General features: G+C 68.5%; 17 protein-coding genes. 8 read left to right on the forward strand and 9 right to left on the reverse strand.

Translation table 11 applies throughout. The features are described 5' to 3' along the window. Positions 1 to 70 precede the first annotated feature (70 nt). From ABN401_RS05550 to ABN401_RS05560, 3 genes are read left to right on the forward strand one after another with little or no spacing between them, the layout of a single operon-like run. A complete protein-coding gene (locus ABN401_RS05550) occupies positions 71 to 2,371 on the forward strand; it encodes a TonB-dependent receptor (RefSeq protein ID WP_349683827.1) in 2,301 nt (766 codons plus the stop codon). Positions 2,372 to 2,379: 8 nt separating this feature from the next. After that, the gene (locus ABN401_RS05555) at positions 2,380 to 3,351 is read left to right on the forward strand and encodes an alpha/beta hydrolase (protein ID WP_349683828.1); all 972 of its coding nucleotides are present in this window, start codon (positions 2,380 to 2,382) and stop codon (positions 3,349 to 3,351) included. Positions 3,352 to 3,388: 37 nt separating this feature from the next. Further along, entirely contained in the window at positions 3,389 to 4,654 is a 1,266-nt protein-coding gene (locus ABN401_RS05560) for an esterase/lipase family protein (protein WP_349683829.1), read from the forward strand. A gap of 248 nt (positions 4,655 to 4,902) precedes the next feature. Here ABN401_RS05560 and ABN401_RS05565 read toward each other — a convergent pair whose 3' ends face one another. The 5 genes from ABN401_RS05565 to ABN401_RS05585 form a co-directional block, all read right to left on the reverse strand. Then, positions 4,903 to 5,109 carry a hypothetical protein gene (locus tag ABN401_RS05565; protein ID WP_349683830.1) on the reverse strand — a complete coding sequence of 69 codons (207 nt, stop codon included), beginning with the start codon at positions 5,107 to 5,109 and terminating at the stop codon, positions 4,903 to 4,905. Between the two features lie 341 nt (positions 5,110 to 5,450). Further along, positions 5,451 to 7,055 (reverse strand): sodium:solute symporter family protein, encoded by a 1,605-nt coding sequence (locus ABN401_RS05570; RefSeq protein ID WP_349683831.1) that lies wholly within the window; start codon positions 7,053 to 7,055, stop codon positions 5,451 to 5,453. Further along, a complete protein-coding gene (locus ABN401_RS05575) occupies positions 7,052 to 8,044 on the reverse strand; it encodes an ester cyclase (RefSeq protein WP_349683832.1) in 993 nt (330 codons plus the stop codon). The genes ABN401_RS05570 and ABN401_RS05575 overlap by 4 nt, the downstream gene beginning before the upstream one ends. Next, positions 8,041 to 8,769, reverse strand: a complete 729-nt coding sequence (locus tag ABN401_RS05580) for an SDR family NAD(P)-dependent oxidoreductase (RefSeq protein WP_349683833.1) — start codon at positions 8,767 to 8,769, stop codon at positions 8,041 to 8,043. Before ABN401_RS05580 ends, ABN401_RS05575 begins: the two co-directional genes overlap by 4 nt. Continuing rightward, positions 8,766 to 10,067, reverse strand: coding sequence for a glycoside hydrolase family 1 protein (locus ABN401_RS05585; protein ID WP_349683834.1), 1,302 nt, complete (start codon positions 10,065 to 10,067; stop codon positions 8,766 to 8,768). Before ABN401_RS05585 ends, ABN401_RS05580 begins: the two co-directional genes overlap by 4 nt. A gap of 105 nt (positions 10,068 to 10,172) precedes the next feature. Here ABN401_RS05585 and hisD point away from each other — a divergent pair, with 105 nt between their 5' ends. The 5 genes from hisD to ABN401_RS05610 are packed head-to-tail and all read left to right on the forward strand — an operon-like array spanning position 10,173 to position 15,120. After that, positions 10,173 to 11,477: a histidinol dehydrogenase gene (gene hisD, locus ABN401_RS05590; RefSeq protein WP_349683835.1), complete on the forward strand. Its 1,305-nt coding sequence runs from the start codon at positions 10,173 to 10,175 to the stop codon at positions 11,475 to 11,477. Between the two features lie 4 nt (positions 11,478 to 11,481). Beyond that, entirely contained in the window at positions 11,482 to 12,516 is a 1,035-nt protein-coding gene (locus ABN401_RS05595; protein ID WP_349683836.1) for a LacI family DNA-binding transcriptional regulator, read from the forward strand. Beyond that, positions 12,513 to 13,211 carry an alpha/beta fold hydrolase gene (locus ABN401_RS05600; protein ID WP_349683837.1) on the forward strand — a complete coding sequence of 233 codons (699 nt, stop codon included), beginning with the start codon at positions 12,513 to 12,515 and terminating at the stop codon, positions 13,209 to 13,211. The genes ABN401_RS05595 and ABN401_RS05600 overlap by 4 nt, the downstream gene beginning before the upstream one ends. Continuing rightward, positions 13,208 to 14,362: a cobalamin-independent methionine synthase II family protein gene (locus ABN401_RS05605; protein ID WP_349683838.1), complete on the forward strand. Its 1,155-nt coding sequence runs from the start codon at positions 13,208 to 13,210 to the stop codon at positions 14,360 to 14,362. Before ABN401_RS05600 ends, ABN401_RS05605 begins: the two co-directional genes overlap by 4 nt. Next, the gene (locus tag ABN401_RS05610) at positions 14,359 to 15,120 is read left to right on the forward strand and encodes an HpcH/HpaI aldolase family protein (protein ID WP_349683839.1); all 762 of its coding nucleotides are present in this window, start codon (positions 14,359 to 14,361) and stop codon (positions 15,118 to 15,120) included. Before ABN401_RS05605 ends, ABN401_RS05610 begins: the two co-directional genes overlap by 4 nt. 63 nt (positions 15,121 to 15,183) lie before the next feature. Here ABN401_RS05610 and ABN401_RS05615 read toward each other — a convergent pair whose 3' ends face one another. The 4 genes from ABN401_RS05615 to ABN401_RS05630 all read right to left on the reverse strand — a co-directional run bounded on the left by ABN401_RS05615 (position 15,184) and on the right by ABN401_RS05630 (position 20,328). After that, positions 15,184 to 17,433 carry a TonB-dependent receptor gene (locus ABN401_RS05615; RefSeq protein WP_349683840.1) on the reverse strand — a complete coding sequence of 750 codons (2,250 nt, stop codon included), beginning with the start codon at positions 17,431 to 17,433 and terminating at the stop codon, positions 15,184 to 15,186. Between the two features lie 167 nt (positions 17,434 to 17,600). Continuing rightward, complete coding sequence (locus tag ABN401_RS05620; protein ID WP_349683841.1) at positions 17,601 to 18,221, reverse strand: hypothetical protein; 621 nt, start codon at positions 18,219 to 18,221, stop codon at positions 17,601 to 17,603. Further along, positions 18,218 to 19,306 (reverse strand): nuclear transport factor 2 family protein, encoded by a 1,089-nt coding sequence (locus tag ABN401_RS05625; RefSeq protein WP_349683842.1) that lies wholly within the window; start codon positions 19,304 to 19,306, stop codon positions 18,218 to 18,220. The genes ABN401_RS05620 and ABN401_RS05625 overlap by 4 nt, the downstream gene beginning before the upstream one ends. Further along, positions 19,306 to 20,328, reverse strand: a complete 1,023-nt coding sequence (locus ABN401_RS05630; RefSeq protein ID WP_349683843.1) for a cupin domain-containing protein — start codon at positions 20,326 to 20,328, stop codon at positions 19,306 to 19,308. Before ABN401_RS05630 ends, ABN401_RS05625 begins: the two co-directional genes overlap by 1 nt. Positions 20,329 to 20,501 lie beyond the last annotated feature (173 nt).

The raw sequence follows: 20,501 nt of genomic DNA on the forward strand, positions 1-20,501 counted from the left end.
GCCAGGGCCCTCGCATCGTCATCGCATAACGCCGACTTAGATCGGCGGCCGAGACAGAGGGACGGGAACCATGAGGATCACCAAGGCACATCCGCGCCATGGGCGCGCCGGCGGCTGGGGCCGCGCGCTTCTGCTGGGGGCCTGTTCGCTGGCGGCGCTGACGACGGCGACCGGGGTCCACGCCCAGGAGGCCACCTCGGCCCAGACCGGCGAGACCCAGTTGGACGAGATCGTGGTGACGGCGCGACGCCGCGCGGAATCGTTGCAGGACGTGCCGGTCGCCGTCTCGGCATTCAGCGAGGAGCGGCTGTCGGACCTGCAGGCCGACGACATCTCGGGCATCCAGTATTCGGTGCCGAACCTCTATCTGGACAGGGGCGATGGGGCCAATGCCGTCGTCTATCTGCGCGGAGTGGGCCAGAACGACTCGCTGGCCTTCGCCGATCCGGGCGTGGGCATCTATGTCGACGACGTCTTCATCGCCCGGTCGCAGGCGGCCTTCCTGGAGCTGTTCGACGTCGATCGCATCGAGGTGCTGCGCGGGCCCCAGGGGACGCTGTATGGCCGCAACACCATCGGCGGGGCGGTCAAGTTCGTCTCGTCGCCCCCGCCCTCCACGCCCGACGCCTATCTGGAGGCCGGGATCGGCAACTATGACGCCCGTATCCTGAAGGGGCGTCTCGGCGGTCCGCTGATCGACGGCGTGCTGAACGGCAAGATCGCCTTCGCCTGGTCCGAGCGCGAGGGGTATGCCGAGAACTCCATCGACGGCCAGGACGACGGCGACCAGAACAGCCTGGCGGGCCGCATCGCCCTGGACTGGACGCCCAGCGACCGGCTGCAGGTTCTGTTAAGCGTGGACGCCAAGCGCGACCGCCCTGACACCTCGCGCAGCCCCGTGCGCGAGACAGCCCTGACCGGGGCCCTGACCAACGGGACGTTGGTCACCTTTCCCGCAGCGACCGACCCCTATGAGGTCGACGTCAACGCCAACGGCCTGTCGGACCTGACCGGATACGGCGCCTCGGTCACGGTGCGCTACGACATGTCGGACGCGGTGACGCTGGAATCGATCACCGCCTATCGAGAGCTGGATTTCGACCTGAACCTGGACGCGGACGGTTCGCCCCTGCCGATCCTGGACATCCTGCTGCTTCAGGACCAGACCCAGTTCAGTCAGGAGTTCCGCGCCAGCTATGACGCCGGCGGGCGGTTCACCGGCACGGCCGGCGTCTATTACTTCAAGGACGAGGACACGACCTTCTCCGGCGTCGACAACGGTGGTGCGACCATCTTCGGCTTTCCGGTCACCGTCTTCGGCTTCCAGACGTCCAGCCTCGCGGATACGCGCCAGGACACGGAGTCCTGGGCCATCTTCGCGGACGTTTCCTATGACCTGACCGAACGGCTCTCGATCGGAGCGGGCCTGCGCTACACCACAGAGGAGAAGTCCTCGACGCGGCGGTTCGAGAACTTCTTCGATCCGACCGTATCGGTGATCGACAACACGCCGCCGTTCCTGGCCGGACAGGGGACGGCGGGAACGCCGATCACGGGCGATGAGGACTTCGACGCCTTCACGCCCAAGGTGTCGCTGGCCTACTCGCCCAACGACGACCTGCTCCTGTATGCCTCGGCCTCGCGCGGGTTCAAGAGCGGCGGCTTCGACGGTCGCGCGACCAACGACTTCTCTTTCGAGCCCTTCCGGCCGGAGTTCGTCTGGAGCTATGAGGCCGGGGCCAAGATCACCGGCATGGACGGCCGGCTGATCTTCAACGCCGCCTATTTCTACAACGACTACACCGACATCCAGGTGACGAGCTTCGGCTCTGATCCGGTCACGGGCGTGTTCGTCAGCCTGTTCACCAATGCGGCGGCGGCGACCATCCAGGGGCTGGAGTTCGAGCTTGCGGCTCGCCCGACCGACCAGCTGTCGATCAACGCTTCTCTGGGACTGCTGGACGCTCAGTACGACGAGTTCGACATCCTGGTCGGCGGCGTCGCGACCGACGTCAGCGACCGAGCCCTGGTCAATAGCCCCGAGGTCAACGCCAGCCTGGCCGCGACCTGGGAGCAGCCGCTGGACAACGGCCTGACGCTGGTGCTGCACGGCGACGCCGGATACCGCAGCGAGATCGCGACCGAGATCACGGACTCGCCGATCCTGCGCCAGGAGGCCTACACCCTCGTCAACGCCTTCGCCGCGCTCCGATCGACCGACGGCGTTTGGGAGGTCCGGGCCGGGGTCCAGAATGCAACGGACGAGGCGGTGCGGGTCCAGGGCTTCAACCTGGCCGATTTCCCGGGGGTACAACTAGGCTTCTACGCCGCGCCGCGCACCTACGACCTGCGCGTGATCTGGCGCTACTGAGGCGAACGATGCTGGACCCCCAATCCCGGGCCCTGCTCGAGGATCTGAACGCCATGACGCGTCAGATGGACATCAGTGGGGCCGACGACCTCGCGGTCGCCGCCCGCACCCAGGCGGCGACGATCTTCAAGGCCTTCGCCGGGACGTCTCCGGACGAGGACGGAGTCTGCGCCACCGCCATCACCGTCGACGGGGGCGACGGTGCCCGGCCCGCGCGGCTCTACAGTTCGGAGGCCCCCACGGTCGCGGCCCCGGCCCTGGTCGTCTTCTTCCACGGCGGCGGATGGGCGGTCGGCGACCTGGACTGCTACGACGGGCTGATGCGGGCCCTCTGCCGTCTGTCCGGGGCGGTGTTCGTCAGCATCGACTACCGTCTCGCGCCTGAGCACGGCTTTCCTGCGGGCCTCGACGACGCGCTGGCGGCGACGCGCTGGGCGGCGCGGAACGCCGCCGACCTGGGCTGCGATCCGGCCCGGATCATGGTCATGGGCGACAGCGCGGGCGGGAATCTGGCGGCGGTCGTCGCCCAGCATGCAAGGGATCACGGCCAACGCCTCGCCGCCCAGTATCTGCTCTATCCCGTGATCGACGGCAGTCGACCGCACGAGGCCTATCCCTCGCGCATGGCCAACGGGAACGGCGACCTGTTCCTCAGCCGGGACGCGATCTCGGGGACCCTGGCCTGGTATCTGGCGGCTGGGGGCGGCGTTTCCAGCGATCCTCGCGTATCGCCTATCAATGCGCCAGACCTGTCGGGCCTGGCCCCGGCCTACATCCTCGTGGCCGACCACGACCCGCTGCGCGACGAGGGCCTGGCCTATGCGCGGCGGCTGGACGCAGCCGGGACGCCCGTCGCGACCGAGGTGGTCCGGGGCACGATCCACGGCTTTCTGACCTTCGGCGATCTGGACGTCTGCCACGCGACACGGCGTCGAATCGCCGAGGATATCCGTCTGCGGCAAGGCTCGCCCGCCGGCTGATCAGGGTTCGACGCGAGCCGACAGGGAGGAGGCTTCGATGATCACGATCCGCAGACAGAACCCCAGACCGGCCGGGCACCGCCTGCTGGCGGCCCTGGCCATGGCGCTGGGACTGGGCGGCATGCTCGCCGGGCCGGCCACGGCCGGGCCGACGACGCTGGAGGCGACCTACAGCAGCGGCATCCAGAACGGCTGGGTGCGGGTGGAGCGATGGCGCGACACCACCAGCGCCTTCACCCAGGAAGCCTTTCCGCCCGACGGACGCGGCGACCAGACGGGCCAGCGCGCCACCTATTTCGCCGACGCCTCGCCGCATTCGTCCAAGTTCCTGATGTATTATGCGCCCGGCTGGAACACGGGAACGCGGCCCGTGCCCGTGCTGCTGGTGCACGGAGCCAACCAGGACGCTGACGTCGCCTGGGCCGACCCCAACGAGGCTGGACCCTATGGCTGCGGGCGCTACTCGTGTCCCTCGACCGGCATGATGCAGTCCCTGTCGGGCGCGGGATACAAGGTCTTCGCCCTGGGGCTGCCGCACAAGAACGGCGACGGCTACTTCTGGTCCGAACAGATCGCCGACGCCATCGCCATCATCAAGAGCCGCACCGGTGCCACCCAGGTCGATGTCGTGGCCTGGTCCAAGGCGGCGTCGAATGCTCGCATGTATGTCTCCAATGTCCGCAGGAGCTGGGGAACCAACTATCGCGGCGACATCCGCCGGCTGATCTTGCTCGGCTCCGCCAACAACGGCATCGACCTGTCGTTCCGCCACGGCTGGACCTTCAGCCTGGTGGTCTATCCAGAATGTGGGGGCGTCATCAACGGCCCGACGCCTCACGACTATCTGGTCTGCTACGGCGCATGGCGCGAAGGGGCGGAGTGGACCTATGCCTCGACCTACTTCCCGGGCTCTGCCCAGCTGCTGAAGCGTTGGGACGCCACCTACGCCCTGCCGACCTATGAGCAGGACTGGTACACCACTTTTCACGGCGGCCAGGGCTTCTACAGCAGCGGACCCGGAATCGACGCCTATCTGGGCGCGTCCCTCGTGAACACGATCCGCAACGCCCCTTCGCCGTCCGGCGTGCGGATCCACAATCTTTGCGGCAATCAGAATGACATCGCCCTGCTGCACAACGAGCACACGGGTCCGTCCGATGGTGTGGTGTTCATCCAGAGTTGCCGCGACATCGTAGGGGTGACCAACCATGGCGGCAGCGCCACCCTCGCCGTCAATCATCTTGAACTGGGCTGGGAGGCCACTGCGCTCACTCAGGTCCGGTCCTGGCTCGCGGCTGCTTGACCCCTTCCTGACGGCCGCTCACTGGGGACCGTTCCGTCTCGCGCGGAACGGTCCCGTTTTCTTGCGAGCCCCGGCCGTGGGTTTTGCCAAAGCCTTCTCCCAGGCGGTCCCTGGTTCGCGACCCTCGCGATCGTCTCTCCCAGGAACGGCCAGCGTGTCCAGGAACCGGCCCGAGGGCTAGCGACGCCTTCGACGACGCCAGTGATGCCGGGCCGTCATCGAAGGCGTGCTTCGGCCTCTGTCGCGCGTTACCGGATCTCCGCCTCCTCGATCGCGATCTCGGTGGATCCGCAAGCGCCACAGCGCGCCGTCGATGTGCGAGGCTGGCGCAGATCGACCTGCCTCCTGGCTACGCCGTCCCAGGCGATCCGGACCTCACCGGCCGCGTTCCAGCGCAGGATGAGGTCAGACCGCGCACCGCAATCCCGGCATCGCGCCGGATAGCGATCGGGCACCCATGATCCTCGGAGCGTGTCTTTCACTTTGGTACCCGCCCACCGCGCGGCGGTCGCGACTTCGAAACAGAACGGAGGACCCGAGCACCGGGTTCCTGGCCCCCTGTGATGACCGCATCTCCAGCTGTCCCAGTTCCGCCCGGGGGTCGACTCTCGCGAAGGCGTGAACGGCCGGTGCAATCCCACGAAAGTCGCACCCGCAAAAAGCGTTGCGTCCAACCGAAAGGGGCTGAGGCTCACGGAGGAACTGTCGTCCCGCCGTTCCAGATGGACTGCCTATCGCACGCGCCGCCCGTTCAGCGCCAGAACGAGGCCGCTGACCGATTCCGCTCCGGCGACCGTCAGACCAGAGCTTCCAGGGCGATCAGGCCTGCGATCGTGGCGGCCAGATAAACCACCAGCCATAGGCTTCTGGGGTCGATCCGGCCCGGGACCGTGCTCCAGCCGTCGATCGAGGTCGGGGCCCCCGACGCCTCGAAGCGCGCGCGCTGGCCAGGGATGGAATAGGGCGACCAGTCCGCCTGCTTGCCGCTCAGGAGGCGGCTGGCGATCCAGCCCACGCCCATCGTCGCCCCGCCGCCGATGAGACAATACCAGGGCCAGGCGATGTCGGTCCGGGTCGCCACCGCCCAGATGACGACGAAGCCGACGAAGACCCCGACCAGTAGTCCGCGCTCGGTGGTGTGTCTGGAGAAGAAGCCCAGGCCGTACATGCCCAGTTTGGCCCCCACGAAATAGCTGCCGATCTTTGACAGCACCTCCAGGATCGAGCCGGTCGAGTTGGCGTAGAGGATGGCCGGCACGATGATGATCGCGCCCCAGACCAGGGTCATGATACGCGTCGCTGCCAGATAGTGGGCGTCCGAGGCCCCCTTCCTGAAGTACCGCTCGTAGAAGTCGACGACGCTGGCCGTGGCCATGCTGTTGAAGGCCGAACTGAGCGTGGACATCGACGCCGCCAGCACGGCGGCCGCGAGGATGCCCAGCAGGCCGGGAATTCCGGAATCCAGCGCGAACTGAAGGATGATATCGTTCGTGTTCTCGAACGGACGGCCCTGATAGTAGCCCCAGGCCAGCACCCCGATGAAGAAGAACAGGAAATAGATCGGGAAGGCGGCATACCCCATCAGCAGATAGGATTTCTTGGCGTCTCCGATCGATTTCGCGCCGAGCGTCCGCTGCACCATCATCTGGTTCGCGCCATAGACGGTGACGTGGAACAGGGTCATCCCGATCAGCCCCGACCAGATCGTGGTCGGCACGGTCGGGTCCGGCGTCAGGTCGATGGCGCTGAGCCGGCCCGCCGCCTTCAGGTTCGCCAGAACCTCTCCGATCGGTTCGGGCATCAGGACGAACAGGGCGATCATGATGACGATGGCCCCGCCAAACAGGACCGCGGCCTGGAACACGTCGGTCCAGATCACCGCCAGCATGCCGCCCATGGTCGTGTAGATCAGGGCCAGGATGGTGATGGCGACGATCGCCCAGGGGATCGGAATGCCGGTGATGAACTGGAGCACCAGGGCTGTGGCGTAGAGGATCGCCCCGGTCGACAGGCCTTGCGTGACCAGGAAGATGGTCGACATCACGGCCCGCGACGTGGGGCCGAAGCGCCGCTCCTGGTACTCGTAGATCGAGGCGACGCCGGAGTTGTAGAAGAAGGGCAAAAAGAACGCCGTCACCCCCAGGATGACGATCGGATAATTCAGGTGGATGGCCAGCGCCGCCAGTCCGTCGGAATAGGCCCAGGCGGGTGCGCCCAGGAACGACAGGGCGCTGATGTAGGTGGCGATCACCGAGACGCCGATGGCCCACCAGGGTGTCTTGCCGCTGCCGATGTTGAACTCTTTCGCCGTCTTGACGCCGCGACCGAGGAACCAGCCCATCACCAGATTGGCGGCGATGAAGACCAGGACGATGGTCCAGTCGAGGGTCGAGAACGTCATGCCGCGTCTCCCGACTTCAGTGCTCCGAAGATGTCGAGACCGGATTGCAGCATGACGTGGGGCACGTCGATGAAGACCCAGTTCTCCTTCAGGGCATCCCCGTCCCGCCGCCACCAGTCCATGACTCTCATGGTGATCTGACGACCGGTGCCCGGCACGCCCAGCCAGGGGCCGGCGTGGGTGGCGGTGATGCTGGGCCACCCGGTCGAGGCGACATAGGTGCCGTCGGCGAAGCGGGCCTTATGATTGCCGCCGACCCGGTCGGGGAAGGCGGTCAGGAAGGGCCTCTGGTGATACCTCTGAAAGCCGGTCACGCCCCGGTTGGAGCCGATACCGCCGGGGCCGTACCAGAGCATCTGGGGGCTCCAGAACTGCTCCATGCCCATGCGTTTCAGGTCGCCCTCGGCGAACTTGTGCAGGCCGAAGATCATGGCCTCGACCAGGGCCAGCGAGGCGTCGGTCTCGGATTGCGGCGCGGGATCGAAGCGGACGCCGTCCTGGGTGATCGGGGCGGGGAAGATGTCGGGGACGCCGGCGGGCGGCGCGGGCAGAGGGTTGATCCCGGCCTGACGCATCAGGTCGATCAGGTCGTGGATGGCGTAGACCTCGGCGATCCGGTCGCCCTCGATCCGGTAGAACTCGCCGAAGCGCAGATTGACCAGGCCGTCGGTCGCCGGGATGCCCAGCCAGGGGCCGGTCATCGTCCCCTCGAACACGCCGAGCGCGCAGACCCAGTCGGCGTCCCTGAACCGCCCGGCCATCAGGGCAAAGGTCCGACGTTGAAGGTCGGGGATGGCGGCGCGCAGCGGCCCGACCAGACCGGCGATCAGGCCCTCGGGCCCGGCCAGGTCATTCATCGGATGGACGGCGTGGAAGACGGCGTCGGGCGTCATCGCCGCGCGCCACAGGGCGGCGGCCTCACCTGCGTCGGCGGCGTCCAGGCGCTGGAACAGGGTCCAGATCAGCCGTTTGCGGTCTTGATCGTTCATTGGGCGGTCCAGCCTCCATCGACCAGCAGGCTGGAGCCCGTGACCAGCGACGCGGCGGGCGACAGCAGGAAGACACAGGCCCCCGCCACCTCCGCCGCCGTGCCGACGCGACCCAGGGGGATGCGGTCCAGCACGAACCGCCCGAAGGCCTCGTCGGCCAGCATGGGGGCGGTCATGGGCGTCTCGATGAAGGTGGGGGCCAGGCTGACGACGCGGACCCCATGGGGTGCCAGTTCAACAGCGGCGGCCTTGGTCAGGCCCTCCAGCGCGTGCTTGGTCAGGCAGTAGACGGTACGCCCCGGCGAGCCGACATGGCCCATCTGGGAGGTCATATTGACGATGACGCCCGACCCTTGCGCCACCATGACCTTGGCCGCCGCCTGGGCGGTCAGAAAGGCGGCGCGGACGTTGAGCGCAAGCATGCCGTCCAGGGTCTCGACGTCGACCTGGGTGAAGGGCTGGGGCCGGTTGAAACCGGCGTTGTTCACGAAGCCGTCCAGGCGCGGCAGGGCGGCGACGCGGGCATGAAAGGCAGAATCGGCGACGTCCATGACCCAGGGCTCGATCTGGCCCGGACGCGCGGCGGCCAGATCGTCCAGATCGGCGGCAGAGCGGGCGACGGCGATGACGTCCCCGCCTGCGTCGACCACCGCCTCGGCGCAGGCGCGGCCGAGGCCCCGTCCGGCGCCGGTGATCAGGACGCGCAGGCCCGTCAGATCGCTCATGCGCCGTTGGCCCGGGCGCGGGCGACGATGGCGCGATAGGCACCGGCCGCCGGCTTGGGCGTGCGTACGAAGGTCTGCCTGTCCACCGAATAGAGGCCGAAGCGCGGGCCATATCCCGACCGCCATTCGAAATTGTCCAAAAGGCTCCAGTGGATGTAGCCGAGCAGCAGGCCCTCGGTCAGGCAGATCTGGACCTGCTCCAGGGTCTCGTTGATGTGGCGCACGCGCAGGGTGTCGTCGTCGGTCTCGATGCCGTTCTCGGTGATCATGATCGGCGCGCGGCAGTTGGCCCGGACCTCGCGCACGACGGCGGTCAGGGCGTCGGGCGAGGCGTCGCGGCCCGAGTGGTTGACGATCACGCCGGGCGGCGTCGGCAGGTAGCCGTCCGGCCCCACGATCAGCCGCATATAGGGCTGGACGCCGATGAAGTCGTCGCCGGAGGCGGCCGCGTAGAAGGGAGCGCGGGCGTTGTCGAAGATGCGGCGATAGCGGGCCTCGCCGCCGGGGCCGGGCTTCAGGTCCTGCAGCGCCAGGGTCAGGCCGGTCTTCACATGGGGCGCGGCGGTCTTGATGGCCTCGGTGGCCAGAGCGTGGGCGCGAAGGCATCCGTCGCGCACGGCGAAGGAGTTGCCCATGAAATAGGCCCCCCAGCGGTCAGAGCCGACGGCCTTCGTCGCCTGGCGGATGACCTCGTCCTCGTTCGGGAAGGGGGCGTCGTCACGCATCACATAGGACGTCACCTGCGCGTTCGGCTCGTTCATCGTGCAGACGTAAGCCAGGTGCTCGCCCAGCGCCGCCGCCACGATCCCGCAATAGCGCGCGAACTTGGCCGGGGCCTCATCCGCCTCCCAGCCGCCCAGCGCCGCGAACCATCGCGGGCTGGAGAAGTGATGGAGCGTCACGATCGGCTCGATACCCGCCTCGCGGCAGGCGACGCACATCTGGCGGTAATGGTCGAGGGCGGCGTGGGAGATCATGCCGTCCTCGGGCTCGACCCGGGCCCATTCGATCGAGAAGCGATAGGCGGTCAGGCCGAGGGCCTGGATGATGGCCACGTCCTCGCGCCACCGGTTCCAGCTGTCGCAGGTGTCGCCCGAGCGATCGACGAAGTTGGTAGCGGGGATGGTCTCCAGCACCCAGTAGTCGCTGTTGACGTTGTTCCCCTCGATCTGGTGGGCGGCCGTGGCCGTGCCCCACAGGAAGTCGGCGGGCCAGGAGGTCTGCGCTCTCGCGTTCGCGGTGGGCAGGGCTCCGATAGCGAGGCCAGAGGCGATGGCCAATCGTCGCGACACCTGCATGGCACCCTCCACCCGCCGCCTCGAACACCCCCTTGCATTCGAATGCAACAAACCTAGACTGACCTCAATTCGAAGCGTCGCGCAAGCGCCCTTGAGGAGGAACAGATGGCCCGTTGGCTGAAGGAAGGCCGCTCGGTCGAGGCCGTCAAGGCCGACGGCGCGCGGGTGCGCGAGACCGTCGAGCGGATGCTCGGCGAGATCGAGGCCGAGGGCATGGAGGCGGTGCGCCGCTATTCCCGCGACCTCGACACATGGGACCGCGAGGATTTCCGGCTGAGCGAGGACGAGATCAAGGCCGCCTACGCCGCCCTGTCCGACCGGACCATCGAGGACATCGCCTTCGCCCAAACCCAGGTCCGCAACTTCGCCCGGATACAGAAGGACGCGCTGAGGGACGTTGAGGTCGAGACCCTGCCGGGCGTGATCCTGGGCCACAGGAACACGCCGGTGAACGCGGTCGGGGCCTATGTGCCGGGCGGCAAGTATCCGCTGGTGGCCTCGGCCCACATGGGGGTGGTGACGGCCAAGGTGGCGGGGGTCAAGCGCATCCTGTCGGCCGCCCCGCCCTATGACGGTCAGGCCAATCCCGCCATCGTGGTGGCCCAGCACATGGCCGGCGCGGACGCCATCCTGGCGCTGGGCGGGGTGCAGGCCATCGGGCTGATGGCGCTGGGGGCCGTCGGCGCGCCCGGCGGCGATATCGAGCCGGTCGACATGCTGGTCGGACCGGGCAATGCCTATGTCGCCGAGGCCAAGCGCCAGCTGTTCGGCCGGGTCGGCATCGACCTGCTGGCCGGCCCGACCGAGACCCTGGTCATCGCAGACGACAGCGTGGACGGTGACCTGTGCGCCGCCGACCTGCTGGGCCAGGCCGAGCATGGGCCCAACAGCCCCGCCATCCTGCTGACCACCTCGGAAAAGCTGGCCCACGACACGGTCGAGGCCATCGAGCGCCAGCTGAAGTGGCTGCCGACCGCGCCGATCGCCTCGGTCGCCTGGCGCGACTATGGCCAGATCATCCTGGCCGACAGCGACGCGGAGATGGTCGAGATCGCCGACCAGATCGCGTCCGAGCATGTCCAGGTCATGACCCGCGACCCGGACTATTTCCTCGCCAATATGACCAACTACGGGGCCCTGTTCCTGGGCCACCTGACCAACGTCAGCTATGGCGACAAGGTGATCGGCACCAACCACACCCTGCCGACAATGCGCTCCGCGCGCTACACGGGGGGCCTGTGGGTGGGCAAATTTATGAAGACCTGCACCTATCAGAGGGTCCTGACCGAGGAGGCCAGCGTGATGGTCGGCGAATACTGCTCGCGGCTGTGCGCGCTGGAAGGATTTGCGGGACACAAGGAACAGGCCGATATCCGGGTGCGCCGTTACGGCCAGAAGGAAGCCGCCTAGACCCATGGCCCCGAGAGACCCCGATCGGCGCGCCGGACGCGCCACCAGCTACGACGTGGCCAAGCTGGCGGGCGTGTCCCAGTCGGCGGTCAGCCGCGCCTTCTCGCCAGGCGGCAGCGTCTCGGACGAGACCCGCGAACGCATCCTGGAGGCCGCGCGCAGCCTCGGTTATCGCCCGAACGCCATCGCGCGCGGTCTGATCACGCGGCGCTCGAACCTGGTCGGCCTGATCCTGCCGGCCATGGCCAGCCTCTATTACCCCGAGATCATGGTGGAGATCACCGCCGAGGTCGCCAGACGCGGCGCCCGGGTGCTGCTGATCACCGTAGAGAACCCGGCCGAGGTCAGGGCGGCGCTGGAACAGCTGTGGAGCTTCCAGGTCGATGGGGTCATCGCCGCGACCGCCATGACCGCCGAGCAGCTGGAGGACTTCGAGCTGCACCGCACGCCGGTGATCTTCTACAACCGCGCGCCGCCGCATCATGCGGGGAACTCCGTCGCCGTGGACCATGCCGACGGGGAGGGGCGGCTGGTCGATCGGCTGTGGCAGGCCGGGCATCGCCGCTTCGCCATGATCACGGGGCCGGACGGGTCCGAGGTGGCGCAACAGCGGGCGGCCGGTGCGCGGGCGACGCTGGAGCGGCTGGGCGGCTGCATCACGGCGGTGACGCCCGGCGACTATCGCTACGAGAGCGGGATCGAGGCCTTCGGGCGTCTTTGGGCCGGCGGTGAGCAGTTCGACGTCGTCCTGTGCGCCAACGACGCCATGGCGCTCGGCGCGATGGACGCCGCGCGGCTGAAGCACGGGCTGAAGGTGCCCGAGGACGTCTCGGTCGCGGGCTTCGACGGCTTCAACGCCGGACGCTGGCTCGCTTATCAGCTGACCACGGTGCGCCAGCCGATCGGGGCGCTGGCGGCGGCGGCGGTGGAGATGCTGTTCGCGCGGATCGAGGACCCGGACCTGGCACCGGAGCGTCGTTTGTTCAGCGGCGAGATCGTCCCCGGCCGGTCCGCCCGGCTGGCCCCGAGCGGGGGATGATCCCGGTCGTCCTGGCCCCGGGCCTGTTGTGCGACGACCGGCTGTGGTCGGCGGTGACGCCGCTGCTGGCGGGGCCGGTCGTGACGGTCGATTTCGCCGAGGACGACACGATCGAGGCCATGGCCGACAGGATCCTGACCGAAGGGCCGGAGCGGTTCGTGCTGGCGGGCTTCTCCATGGGCGGGATGGCGGCGATGGTCGCGGCGGCGCGCGCCCCCGGCCGGATCGCGGGCCTGGCGCTGATCGACACCCATGCCGAGCCGGAGACGCCGGACCGATCCGAACGCCGCGCCCGCCAGATCGCGACCGCTGACGCCGGCGGCTTCGCCCGGCTGGTCCGCGAGGAGCTGAAGCCCGTCTATTTCGCCGAGCCCGAGGTCCACGAGGCCGAGCGCCGTCTGGTGTCGGACATGGCGCTGGAGGCCGGCGCGCGGCAGTTCCGACGCCACGTCCAGGCCCTGATGATCCGGCCCGATCCGACGTCCCTGCTGCCCCTCCTTACCATGCCGGTGACGGTCGTGACCGGCGAAGCCGACGGCCTGGCCCCGCCCGACGCCGCCCGCCGTCTGGCCGCCGCCGTGCCGGACGGCCGCCTCGTCCTGGTCCCCGACTGCGGCCACATGGCTCCGCTGGAGGCGCCCGCCGTGGTGGCCGCCGAGATCAACGCCCTGTGTCGGCAGCTGGAGACCGCATGAAGACCTCGACCGACCGCATCCTGACCACCCATGTCGGCAGCCTGCCGCGCCCCGCCGCCGTCGCGGACGGCCTGTTCGCGCGCGAGGGCGAGGACCCGGCCTTCGATGCCGCCGCCTTCGAGGCGGTGGTGGCCGAGGCGGTTTCGACAGCCGTGGCGCGCCAGGTCGAGACCGGGCTGGACGTCGTCTCTGACGGGGAGATGAGCAAGATCTCCTACGCCACCTATGTGAAGGACCGGCTCAGCGGCTTCGGCGGCGACAGCCCGCGCCGCGCCCCGCAGGATCTGGAACAGTTCCCGGGCTTCCTCGCGCGTCAGGCGTCCGGCGGGGGCACGCCCACCTATCGCCGGCCGATGTGCGTCGGGCCGATCGCGGTCAGGGACGACGGCCCCCTGAACGCCGACATCGCCAACATGGCGGCGGCCGCGGGCCGAGCCGGGCCGGTCGAGGCCTTCCTGAACGCGGCGTCTCCGGGTGTCATCGCCCTGTTCCAGCCCAACGGCCATTACCCGACGCAGGACGCCTATCTGGCGGCCCTGTCTGAGGCCATGCGGTCCGAATACGAGGCCATCGTCGGGGCGGGCTTCGTGCTCCAGATCGACAGCCCCGACCTGGGCGTCGGCCGGCACATGATGTTCAAGGACCTGCCCGAGGCCGACTATGTCCGGGCCTGCGAAGGGCATCTGGAGGCGCTGAACGCGGCCCTCGCGAACGTGCCGCGCGACCGGGTTCGGATGCACGTCTGCTGGGGCAACTACGAGGGGCCGCATCACTGCGACGCGCCGTTCGAGACGGTGTTCAACCTGGCGCGGCGGGCGAAGGTCGGGGCGATCCTGTTCGAGGCGGCCAACCCCCGCCACGCCCATGAGTGGATCTGGTTCCAGGACAACGACCTGCCCGACGACCTGGTCATCATTCCCGGCGTGATCGACTCGACCACCAACTTCATCGAGCAACCCGAACTGGTCGCCCAGAGGATCGAGCGGTACGCCCATCTGGTCGGGCGAGAGCGGGTGCTGGCGGGGGCGGATTGTGGCTTCGGCACCTTCGCCGGGTTCGGGCCGGTCGACCCGGAGATCGCTTGGGCCAAACTGGGGGCTCTGGTCAAGGGGGCGGCCATCGCCTCGGACCGGCTGTGGAAATCCCGATGAGCGTCGCGGCCGACTTCAAGGCGCGGCTGGTCGCCGGCGAGCCCCTGCTGGGCACCTTCGTCAAGACGCCGCATCCGTCGGTGGTCGAGGTGATGACCCAGACCGGGCTGGATTGTCTGTGCCTCGACGCCGAGCACGCGCCGTTCGACCGGGTCGATCTGGATCGCGGCGTCCTGGCGGCGCGGGCGGGCGGCATCCCCGCTCTGGTGCGTGTGGCCTCGGCCGCGCCGCACGAGATCCTCACCGCCCTCGACCTCGGCGCGGCGGGCGTCGTGGTGCCCCACATCCGTTCCCCCGAGGAGGCGAAGAGCGCCGTTCGCGCCTGTTACTACGGCGCGGGCGGGCGGGGCTATGCGGGCGGAACGCGGGCGTCGGGTTATGTCAGCCCGCCGATCGGCGAGCGTCTGGTTTCCACGCGCGCCGAGACCAGCGTCATCCTGCAGATCGAGGACGTCGAGGCGCTGGAGCACCTGGACGCCATCGCGGCGGTGGACGGGGTGGACGCCCTCTTCATCGGCCGCATCGACCTGACCGTGGCGTTGGGCGAGACCGACCCGAAAGCGCCGCGCGTGATGGCGGCGGTGGCCGATATCCTGGCCGCCGGCCGCGCCGCCGGACGGACCGTCGGCATGTTCACGCCCGACCTGACCGAGATCCCGATGTGGCGGCATCAGGGGGCGAGCCTGTTCCTGCTGGGGGCCGACCACGCCTTCATCCGCGCCGGTGCCGTCAGGCTTCGGGCCGACGCGGGGCTCTGAACCCCGGGCGAAAAAAGGGGGCGGCCGAAGCCGCCCCCGGAGGCTCATCGGGGTGATGAGAGGTCAATAGGCGATGCCGAGCCGCAGGCCGTACATGCGCGGCGCGTCGTAGCTCTGCAGGATCCCGCGCGAGCCGAAGGTGGCGCGGTTCAGGGTGATCTCGTCGGTGACGTTGTTGACGAAGGCGTCGACCCGGTAGCGACGCGACACGTCTTCCCAGCTCAGCCGCAGATCCAGCTTGGCGAAGCTGTCCTGACGGTCCAGCACGGTGTTGGTGTCGGTCAGCTGGTAGTCGCCGGAATAGAGCACCGTGGCCTGCGGCGTCAGGGTGCCGTTGGCGCCCAGGTCGAAGTCATAGCTGACCTGACCGGTCAGCTTGATGTTCGGGCTGTAGGGGATGTCGTTGCCGGAATAGTCCTGGAGCCCGGTGTAGTTGGCCGGGGCCGGGACGTTGCGATAATCCTCGAACTTGGCCTCCATCAGGGTGGCCGAGAAGGCGAGGTTCAGATTGTCCATCGGCACGGCCTCGAACTCGACCTCGATGCCCTGGCTGTAGGCCTCGGCCGCGTTCAGGATGACCGAGGCCGTCGTGGTGACCGTGGGCGTGACGATCAGGATCTGGTTCTGGACCTGCAGATCCTCGAACTCGTTGCGATAGGCCGAGATGTTCAGCCGCACGCGGTTGTCCCAGAACTGGTTCTTGGACCCGATCTCATAGGCGGTGACGGTTTCTGGCCCGAACGACGCCGGAATGGCCGGGTTGGTGAAGAAGCCGCTGTTGAACCCGCCCGACCGGAAACCGGTCGAGACCGTACCGTAGATCAGGTTCTGGTCAGCGAGGTGGTACTCAACGTTCGCCCGCCACGTCGTCTCCTCGAACATGAAGTCGAATTCCTGACCGGTCGGGGTGACGGAGGTGATCCGCTGGCTGCCGTTGGTGGTGGCGGTGGCGCGGCGGATGGTCTTTTCGTCCTCGGTATAGCGCAGGCCGCCGGTGATCCGCAGGCGATCGGGGATGATCCAGTAGGACGCCTGGCCGAACACCGCGTTCGAGGTGGTTTCGGGCAGGCCGGCCGCGAAGGCGCAGCCTGGCGTGTTCTGTGCGCCGGTGGGGCAACTGGAGAAGAACGAGGCCGTCACGTCTTCGTTGAAGTAGAAATAGCCCGCGATCCAGGAGAAGGGTCCGTCGCCGTTGGAGGCGATCTGGAACTCCTGGCTGAAGCTTTCCAGCTGGTCTTCCTGGCCGTCGATGTTGCCGACGCGGGCCGAAAAGTCGCCGTCGGCGTTGCGGAACACGGAATAGTCAATGTAGCCCGTGATAGAGCGCAGGGTCACCGGCCCGGCGTCATAGGACAGGTTGGCGCTGAAGGCCTCCTGCCTCAGGTCCTGAACGACCTTGGTGTTGCCGGCGTAGAACAGGGGATCGGGGTTCAGCGGGAACCCCTCGACCAGCGGACGGCCGGTACGGGGAATGTCATAGAGGATGGCGTAGGGCTGGCCGTTCAGATCGAAGTTGCCGGTGGTCGGATTGATCAGACTGCCGCCGACCCGGTAGCCGAAGGCGCCGCCACCCGTGCCCTGTTCCTTCCACAGGGAATAGCGCAGAACCGCCTCGAGCTGGGGCGTGGGCGCGAAGCGGACGCCGATCCGGCCATAGCTGGTGTCTCGATCGAACAGGTCGAGTTCATCGGTCGCGCCGCGGACATAGCCGTCCATGGTTTCGCGCAGGCCCGCGATCCGGACCTGGAGCATGTCGTTGAGCGGGATGTTGACGAAGCCCTCGGCCTGGCGACGATCGAAGCTGCCGACCGTGGCGCTCAACCCCGCGTCGAAGTCGGCGTCGGGATCATTGGTCGTGATGGCGATATTTCCGCCGAAGGTGTTGCGTCCGTAGAGCGTGCCCTGCGGTCCGCGCTGGATTTCGACCCGCTCCACGTCGACGAACGGCTCGTTCGCCTGGGAGGCGCGGCTGCGATAGACGTTGTCGCTGAAGAAGCCGATCGACGGATCGCCCGAGACACTGACGTTCTCGGTTCGCGCACCCCGGATGGCCGGGCGGGCGTCAGACCCCGAGCGTCCGAACGAGAAGCCGGGCGTCAGCACCTCGACCCGCGACAGGTCACGGATGTCGTTGTTCAGCAGCGTCTCCGACGACAAGGCCGTCACCGCGACGGGCACGTCCTGCAAATTCTCGGCCCGACGCTGGGCGGTGACCACGATGTCCTCGACGGTCGAGGTCTCGGGATCCTGGACCGTCTGGGCCCAGGTTGGCGAGGCCGCCAGGGCCAGAACCGCGATCGAAACGCTCGTCAATCCGTACCTGTTCACCATCGTCTTCAAGCCCCCTCGGCAATCCGCTCCAGATCAGAGAATGCGAGACTGCATTCGAATGCGTAGCTTGTCCACGCTATTTGCATTCGAATGCAGCGAACCTGTCGCCAAACTGGCACACTGGGCGGCGTTCGGGCGGCGTGAGCCCGTCACAGCCGGGGCGACCAGGCGCGCGCAAGGGCCTGAGCCCGCCCCGCGACGTCCAACCGCCGCTCGCCGCCGTCCGCGTCGGCGACGATCAGGGCGTTGAAGGCGACCGGGCGAGGAGGCCCCTGCCCTGCCTCGCCCTCCAGCCGCAGGAGGGCGACGGCGACCGGGCCGAATGAAGCCGCCCGGAGAATCGCGGGTCGGGGGGCCGACACCTCGGAGGACGGCCAATCCGCCGCGCTCGAGAGCAGACCATCGGCGTCACCGGCCTGGAGCTCGGGATGATCGGCCGGATCGAACCGCACGCCGCCGTGGGCCTGGGCCAGGTCCGGATCGGCAGGCAGATCGACGGCGGGCGGTGGCGACAGTCCGACCGTCTTGCCCAGCAGCCACAGCCGCTGGACGAGGCCGCCGGCGAGATCGGCAACAAGCGCGTGACGCGCGTCGAGCCAGACACCCAGACGGCCCGTCTCGACGTCGATCGCGGCGGGCCCGGGAGTCAGCGCCTTCAACGCCTCGCCGATCGCCTCGCGGCCGTAGAGTTCTCCGCCCAGCCCTTCGAACCGACAGGTCTGGAGCACGCGGGGTCCCTCGCCACCCAGCAACCGTCCGAGAACGGTCATGCGCCGAGCCCTCCCGCCAGTTGGCGAAGCACCGCCAGCTCATCGAAGACGGTGACGTCCTCCAAGATCCGCCCCTGCCTCGATCGATAGTGGCTGACGCCGAGAACCAACAGGTCCCGGCCGGTCGGCGGGCCATAGACGCCGGGCCGAACATGCCGCCCCGCCAGAGACCAGCGCAGCGCCACCGCGACCTCGTCGTGCGGCAAGGCCGTCGCGGCCCAGTGGTCGATGACCAGACGAGGCGCGTCGAGGACTGCGGTGAGCTGTGTCACCGCGCCGATCCAGCCACCCCGTCCGATCCACCGGCGACCCGAAGGCCAGAAGCCTTCGGCGGACACCGACAACAGCCCCGCCGCCTGGCCCAGGTTCGCCTCGTTGACGGCGGTCGTCAGCATGGCGGCCGGTGTCAAGGCCGGGTGGTCGGTGGACGGCGGCGCGACCAGGGCCCGGTCTTCGCGAACGCGCGCGATCTCGGCCGTTCGCCAGCCGTGCGATGCAGGATCCAGCGCCCGGTCCGCCTCGGCCTGGGCCCGTGCGACGGTCCAGGGATCGAGCCCCAGCTGGCGCACCAGCTGGGCGTTGTCGCGGACCAGCCACTCCTCGACGATCCGGTTCTCTCGCACCAGACAGTCGGCGATGGTGGTGACCTGGGCCCGCCGGCCCGTCGCGGGACCGAGGGCGTCGTCGCCCAGATGCGTCATCAGGCTGACGATCCGGTGGGAGGTGTGAAACAGGCCGGGCGCGTCCTCGCTCCAGATCACGTCCTCGCCGATCAGGCTGCGGTCGGGAAAGGCGGCCAGGGTCGCCAGGGTGTTGGCCACCACCGCCTCGACGCCGGTCACAGGCCCAGCCAGGGTGTGGATGGCGCAGTCCCGGGCATAATGCGAGCGGCACAGGCCGACGTTCTTCTCTTCCCAGATCCGGTGGGTGCAGCGGATGATGTAGTCGACGATGTCGCTGTAGTCCGGATCGAAGCCGGTCAGGGTCTGGCGACGCGGCCGCGGCGTCAGCAGATCCTCGATCGAGCGTCCGACCGGAGACGGCGAGACGGCGGACGCGTCGATCCTCCTTGCCGTCTTCGGCATCAGACCGCCCCCGCGTCCATGGCCCGGGCCGGATAGGGCGCGTCGCCGCCCCGGGTGACGAACAGGTCGGCCCCCGCCGATGACGCCATCGCCCGCGCGGCGCCCACCGGGACGGTCACGGTGTCGCCTGCCGACAGATTGGCCTGTTCGTCCTCGATCCGGATCGTCAGGTCACCGGACTGGACGAAGATGACCTCCGGCTCCATCCGGCGGACCGGCGCCGGCGTCGATCCCGGGGCGAGGCGCACGCGGCGACAGACGAAGCCGTGCCGCCAGGCGAGCGGAGCGGCGGGCGCCGCCTCGAGCGGGTTGGCCCCACCGATGACGACGCGTTCAGTCACTCCCGGGGGCGTCGCCGGAACCTCGCCCACCGGAGCGCCGTCGCGGACGACGACCGCCTCCAGCGCCGGGGTATCGATATGGCGCACGATCCGCTCCAGCGCGGATCGGGCCTCGGGCTGCACCACGGGATCGTCCTCGCCGGGCGCGGGGTCCGTCACGGTGTCCACCAGCCGGCCGCTTTGAAGCAGGACCAGGCCGTGGCCGCGGGCGCGCACCAGAACATCGGGGGCCCAGACGACCCGGCCGGGATCGTCACCGCCCAGGACCGCGTAGAGAAAGCCGGGCCCGTCGCCCACGTTCTCGAAACCCCGGAACACATGGACCGGGATCGAGATGGTGTCGCCGGGATGGAGGATCACCTCGCCCTCGTCCGCCCGCTCGCCGGTCCGAAAGGCCCAGCGGCCGGAGTGGACGAAGAAGACCTCCGCCGTCTCGTGAAAATGCTGGGAGTTCAGGCAGTGAGGCGGTTGGCGCGCACCTCCGATATTGAAACCGTGCGGTTCCCGGATGTGGACGTGCTGGTCCGGATTCTCCGCGACCCCCGGCCCGATGATGGTGAAGTTCTCCTTGGCGTCGGAGCCGGGCGTCCGCGAATCGATGAACGCGGTCGTGCAGGGGATCAACTCGCTGAATCTGACGATCCTTTGGGCGAGAGGCGCGATCGCGGACAGGGTGGACATGGACGTATTGAGAAACACTTTGCATTCGAATGCAAGCAATGACCGGTGTGACGCGCGCACGTCGGCGCCCTCGCGCGAATGCCACGAAGTGGGAAGGGCGGGCGGAGCGTCCCGGCGGTCGCCGGGATGACAATGAAATACCGTTTCGCGAACGCCTCGACGCTCCGCGCGAT

Source organism: Brevundimonas aurifodinae, from assembly GCF_040195595.1.
Lineage (GTDB): Bacteria > Pseudomonadota > Alphaproteobacteria > Caulobacterales > Caulobacteraceae > Brevundimonas > Brevundimonas aurifodinae.

Coding starts and splice junctions, on each gene's coding strand:
- ABN401_RS05620 (WP_349683841.1), bottom strand. CDS start 18,221: ATGACCGTTCTCGGACGGTTGCTGGGTGGCGAGGGACCCCGCGTGCTC.
- ABN401_RS05630 (WP_349683843.1), bottom strand. CDS start 20,328: ATGTCCACCCTGTCCGCGATCGCGCCTCTCGCCCAAAGGATCGTCAGA.
- ABN401_RS05610 (WP_349683839.1), top strand. CDS start 14,359: ATGAGCGTCGCGGCCGACTTCAAGGCGCGGCTGGTCGCCGGCGAGCCC.
- ABN401_RS05575 (WP_349683832.1), bottom strand. CDS start 8,044: ATGAACGATCAAGACCGCAAACGGCTGATCTGGACCCTGTTCCAGCGC.
- ABN401_RS05555 (WP_349683828.1), top strand. CDS start 2,380: ATGCTGGACCCCCAATCCCGGGCCCTGCTCGAGGATCTGAACGCCATG.
- ABN401_RS05585 (WP_349683834.1), bottom strand. CDS start 10,067: ATGCAGGTGTCGCGACGATTGGCCATCGCCTCTGGCCTCGCTATCGGA.
- ABN401_RS05570 (WP_349683831.1), bottom strand. CDS start 7,055: ATGACGTTCTCGACCCTCGACTGGACCATCGTCCTGGTCTTCATCGCC.
- hisD (WP_349683835.1), top strand. CDS start 10,173: ATGGCCCGTTGGCTGAAGGAAGGCCGCTCGGTCGAGGCCGTCAAGGCC.
- ABN401_RS05605 (WP_349683838.1), top strand. CDS start 13,208: ATGAAGACCTCGACCGACCGCATCCTGACCACCCATGTCGGCAGCCTG.
- ABN401_RS05595 (WP_349683836.1), top strand. CDS start 11,482: ATGGCCCCGAGAGACCCCGATCGGCGCGCCGGACGCGCCACCAGCTAC.
- ABN401_RS05560 (WP_349683829.1), top strand. CDS start 3,389: ATGATCACGATCCGCAGACAGAACCCCAGACCGGCCGGGCACCGCCTG.
- ABN401_RS05550 (WP_349683827.1), top strand. CDS start 71: ATGAGGATCACCAAGGCACATCCGCGCCATGGGCGCGCCGGCGGCTGG.
- ABN401_RS05580 (WP_349683833.1), bottom strand. CDS start 8,769: ATGAGCGATCTGACGGGCCTGCGCGTCCTGATCACCGGCGCCGGACGG.
- ABN401_RS05625 (WP_349683842.1), bottom strand. CDS start 19,306: ATGCCGAAGACGGCAAGGAGGATCGACGCGTCCGCCGTCTCGCCGTCT.
- ABN401_RS05600 (WP_349683837.1), top strand. CDS start 12,513: ATGATCCCGGTCGTCCTGGCCCCGGGCCTGTTGTGCGACGACCGGCTG.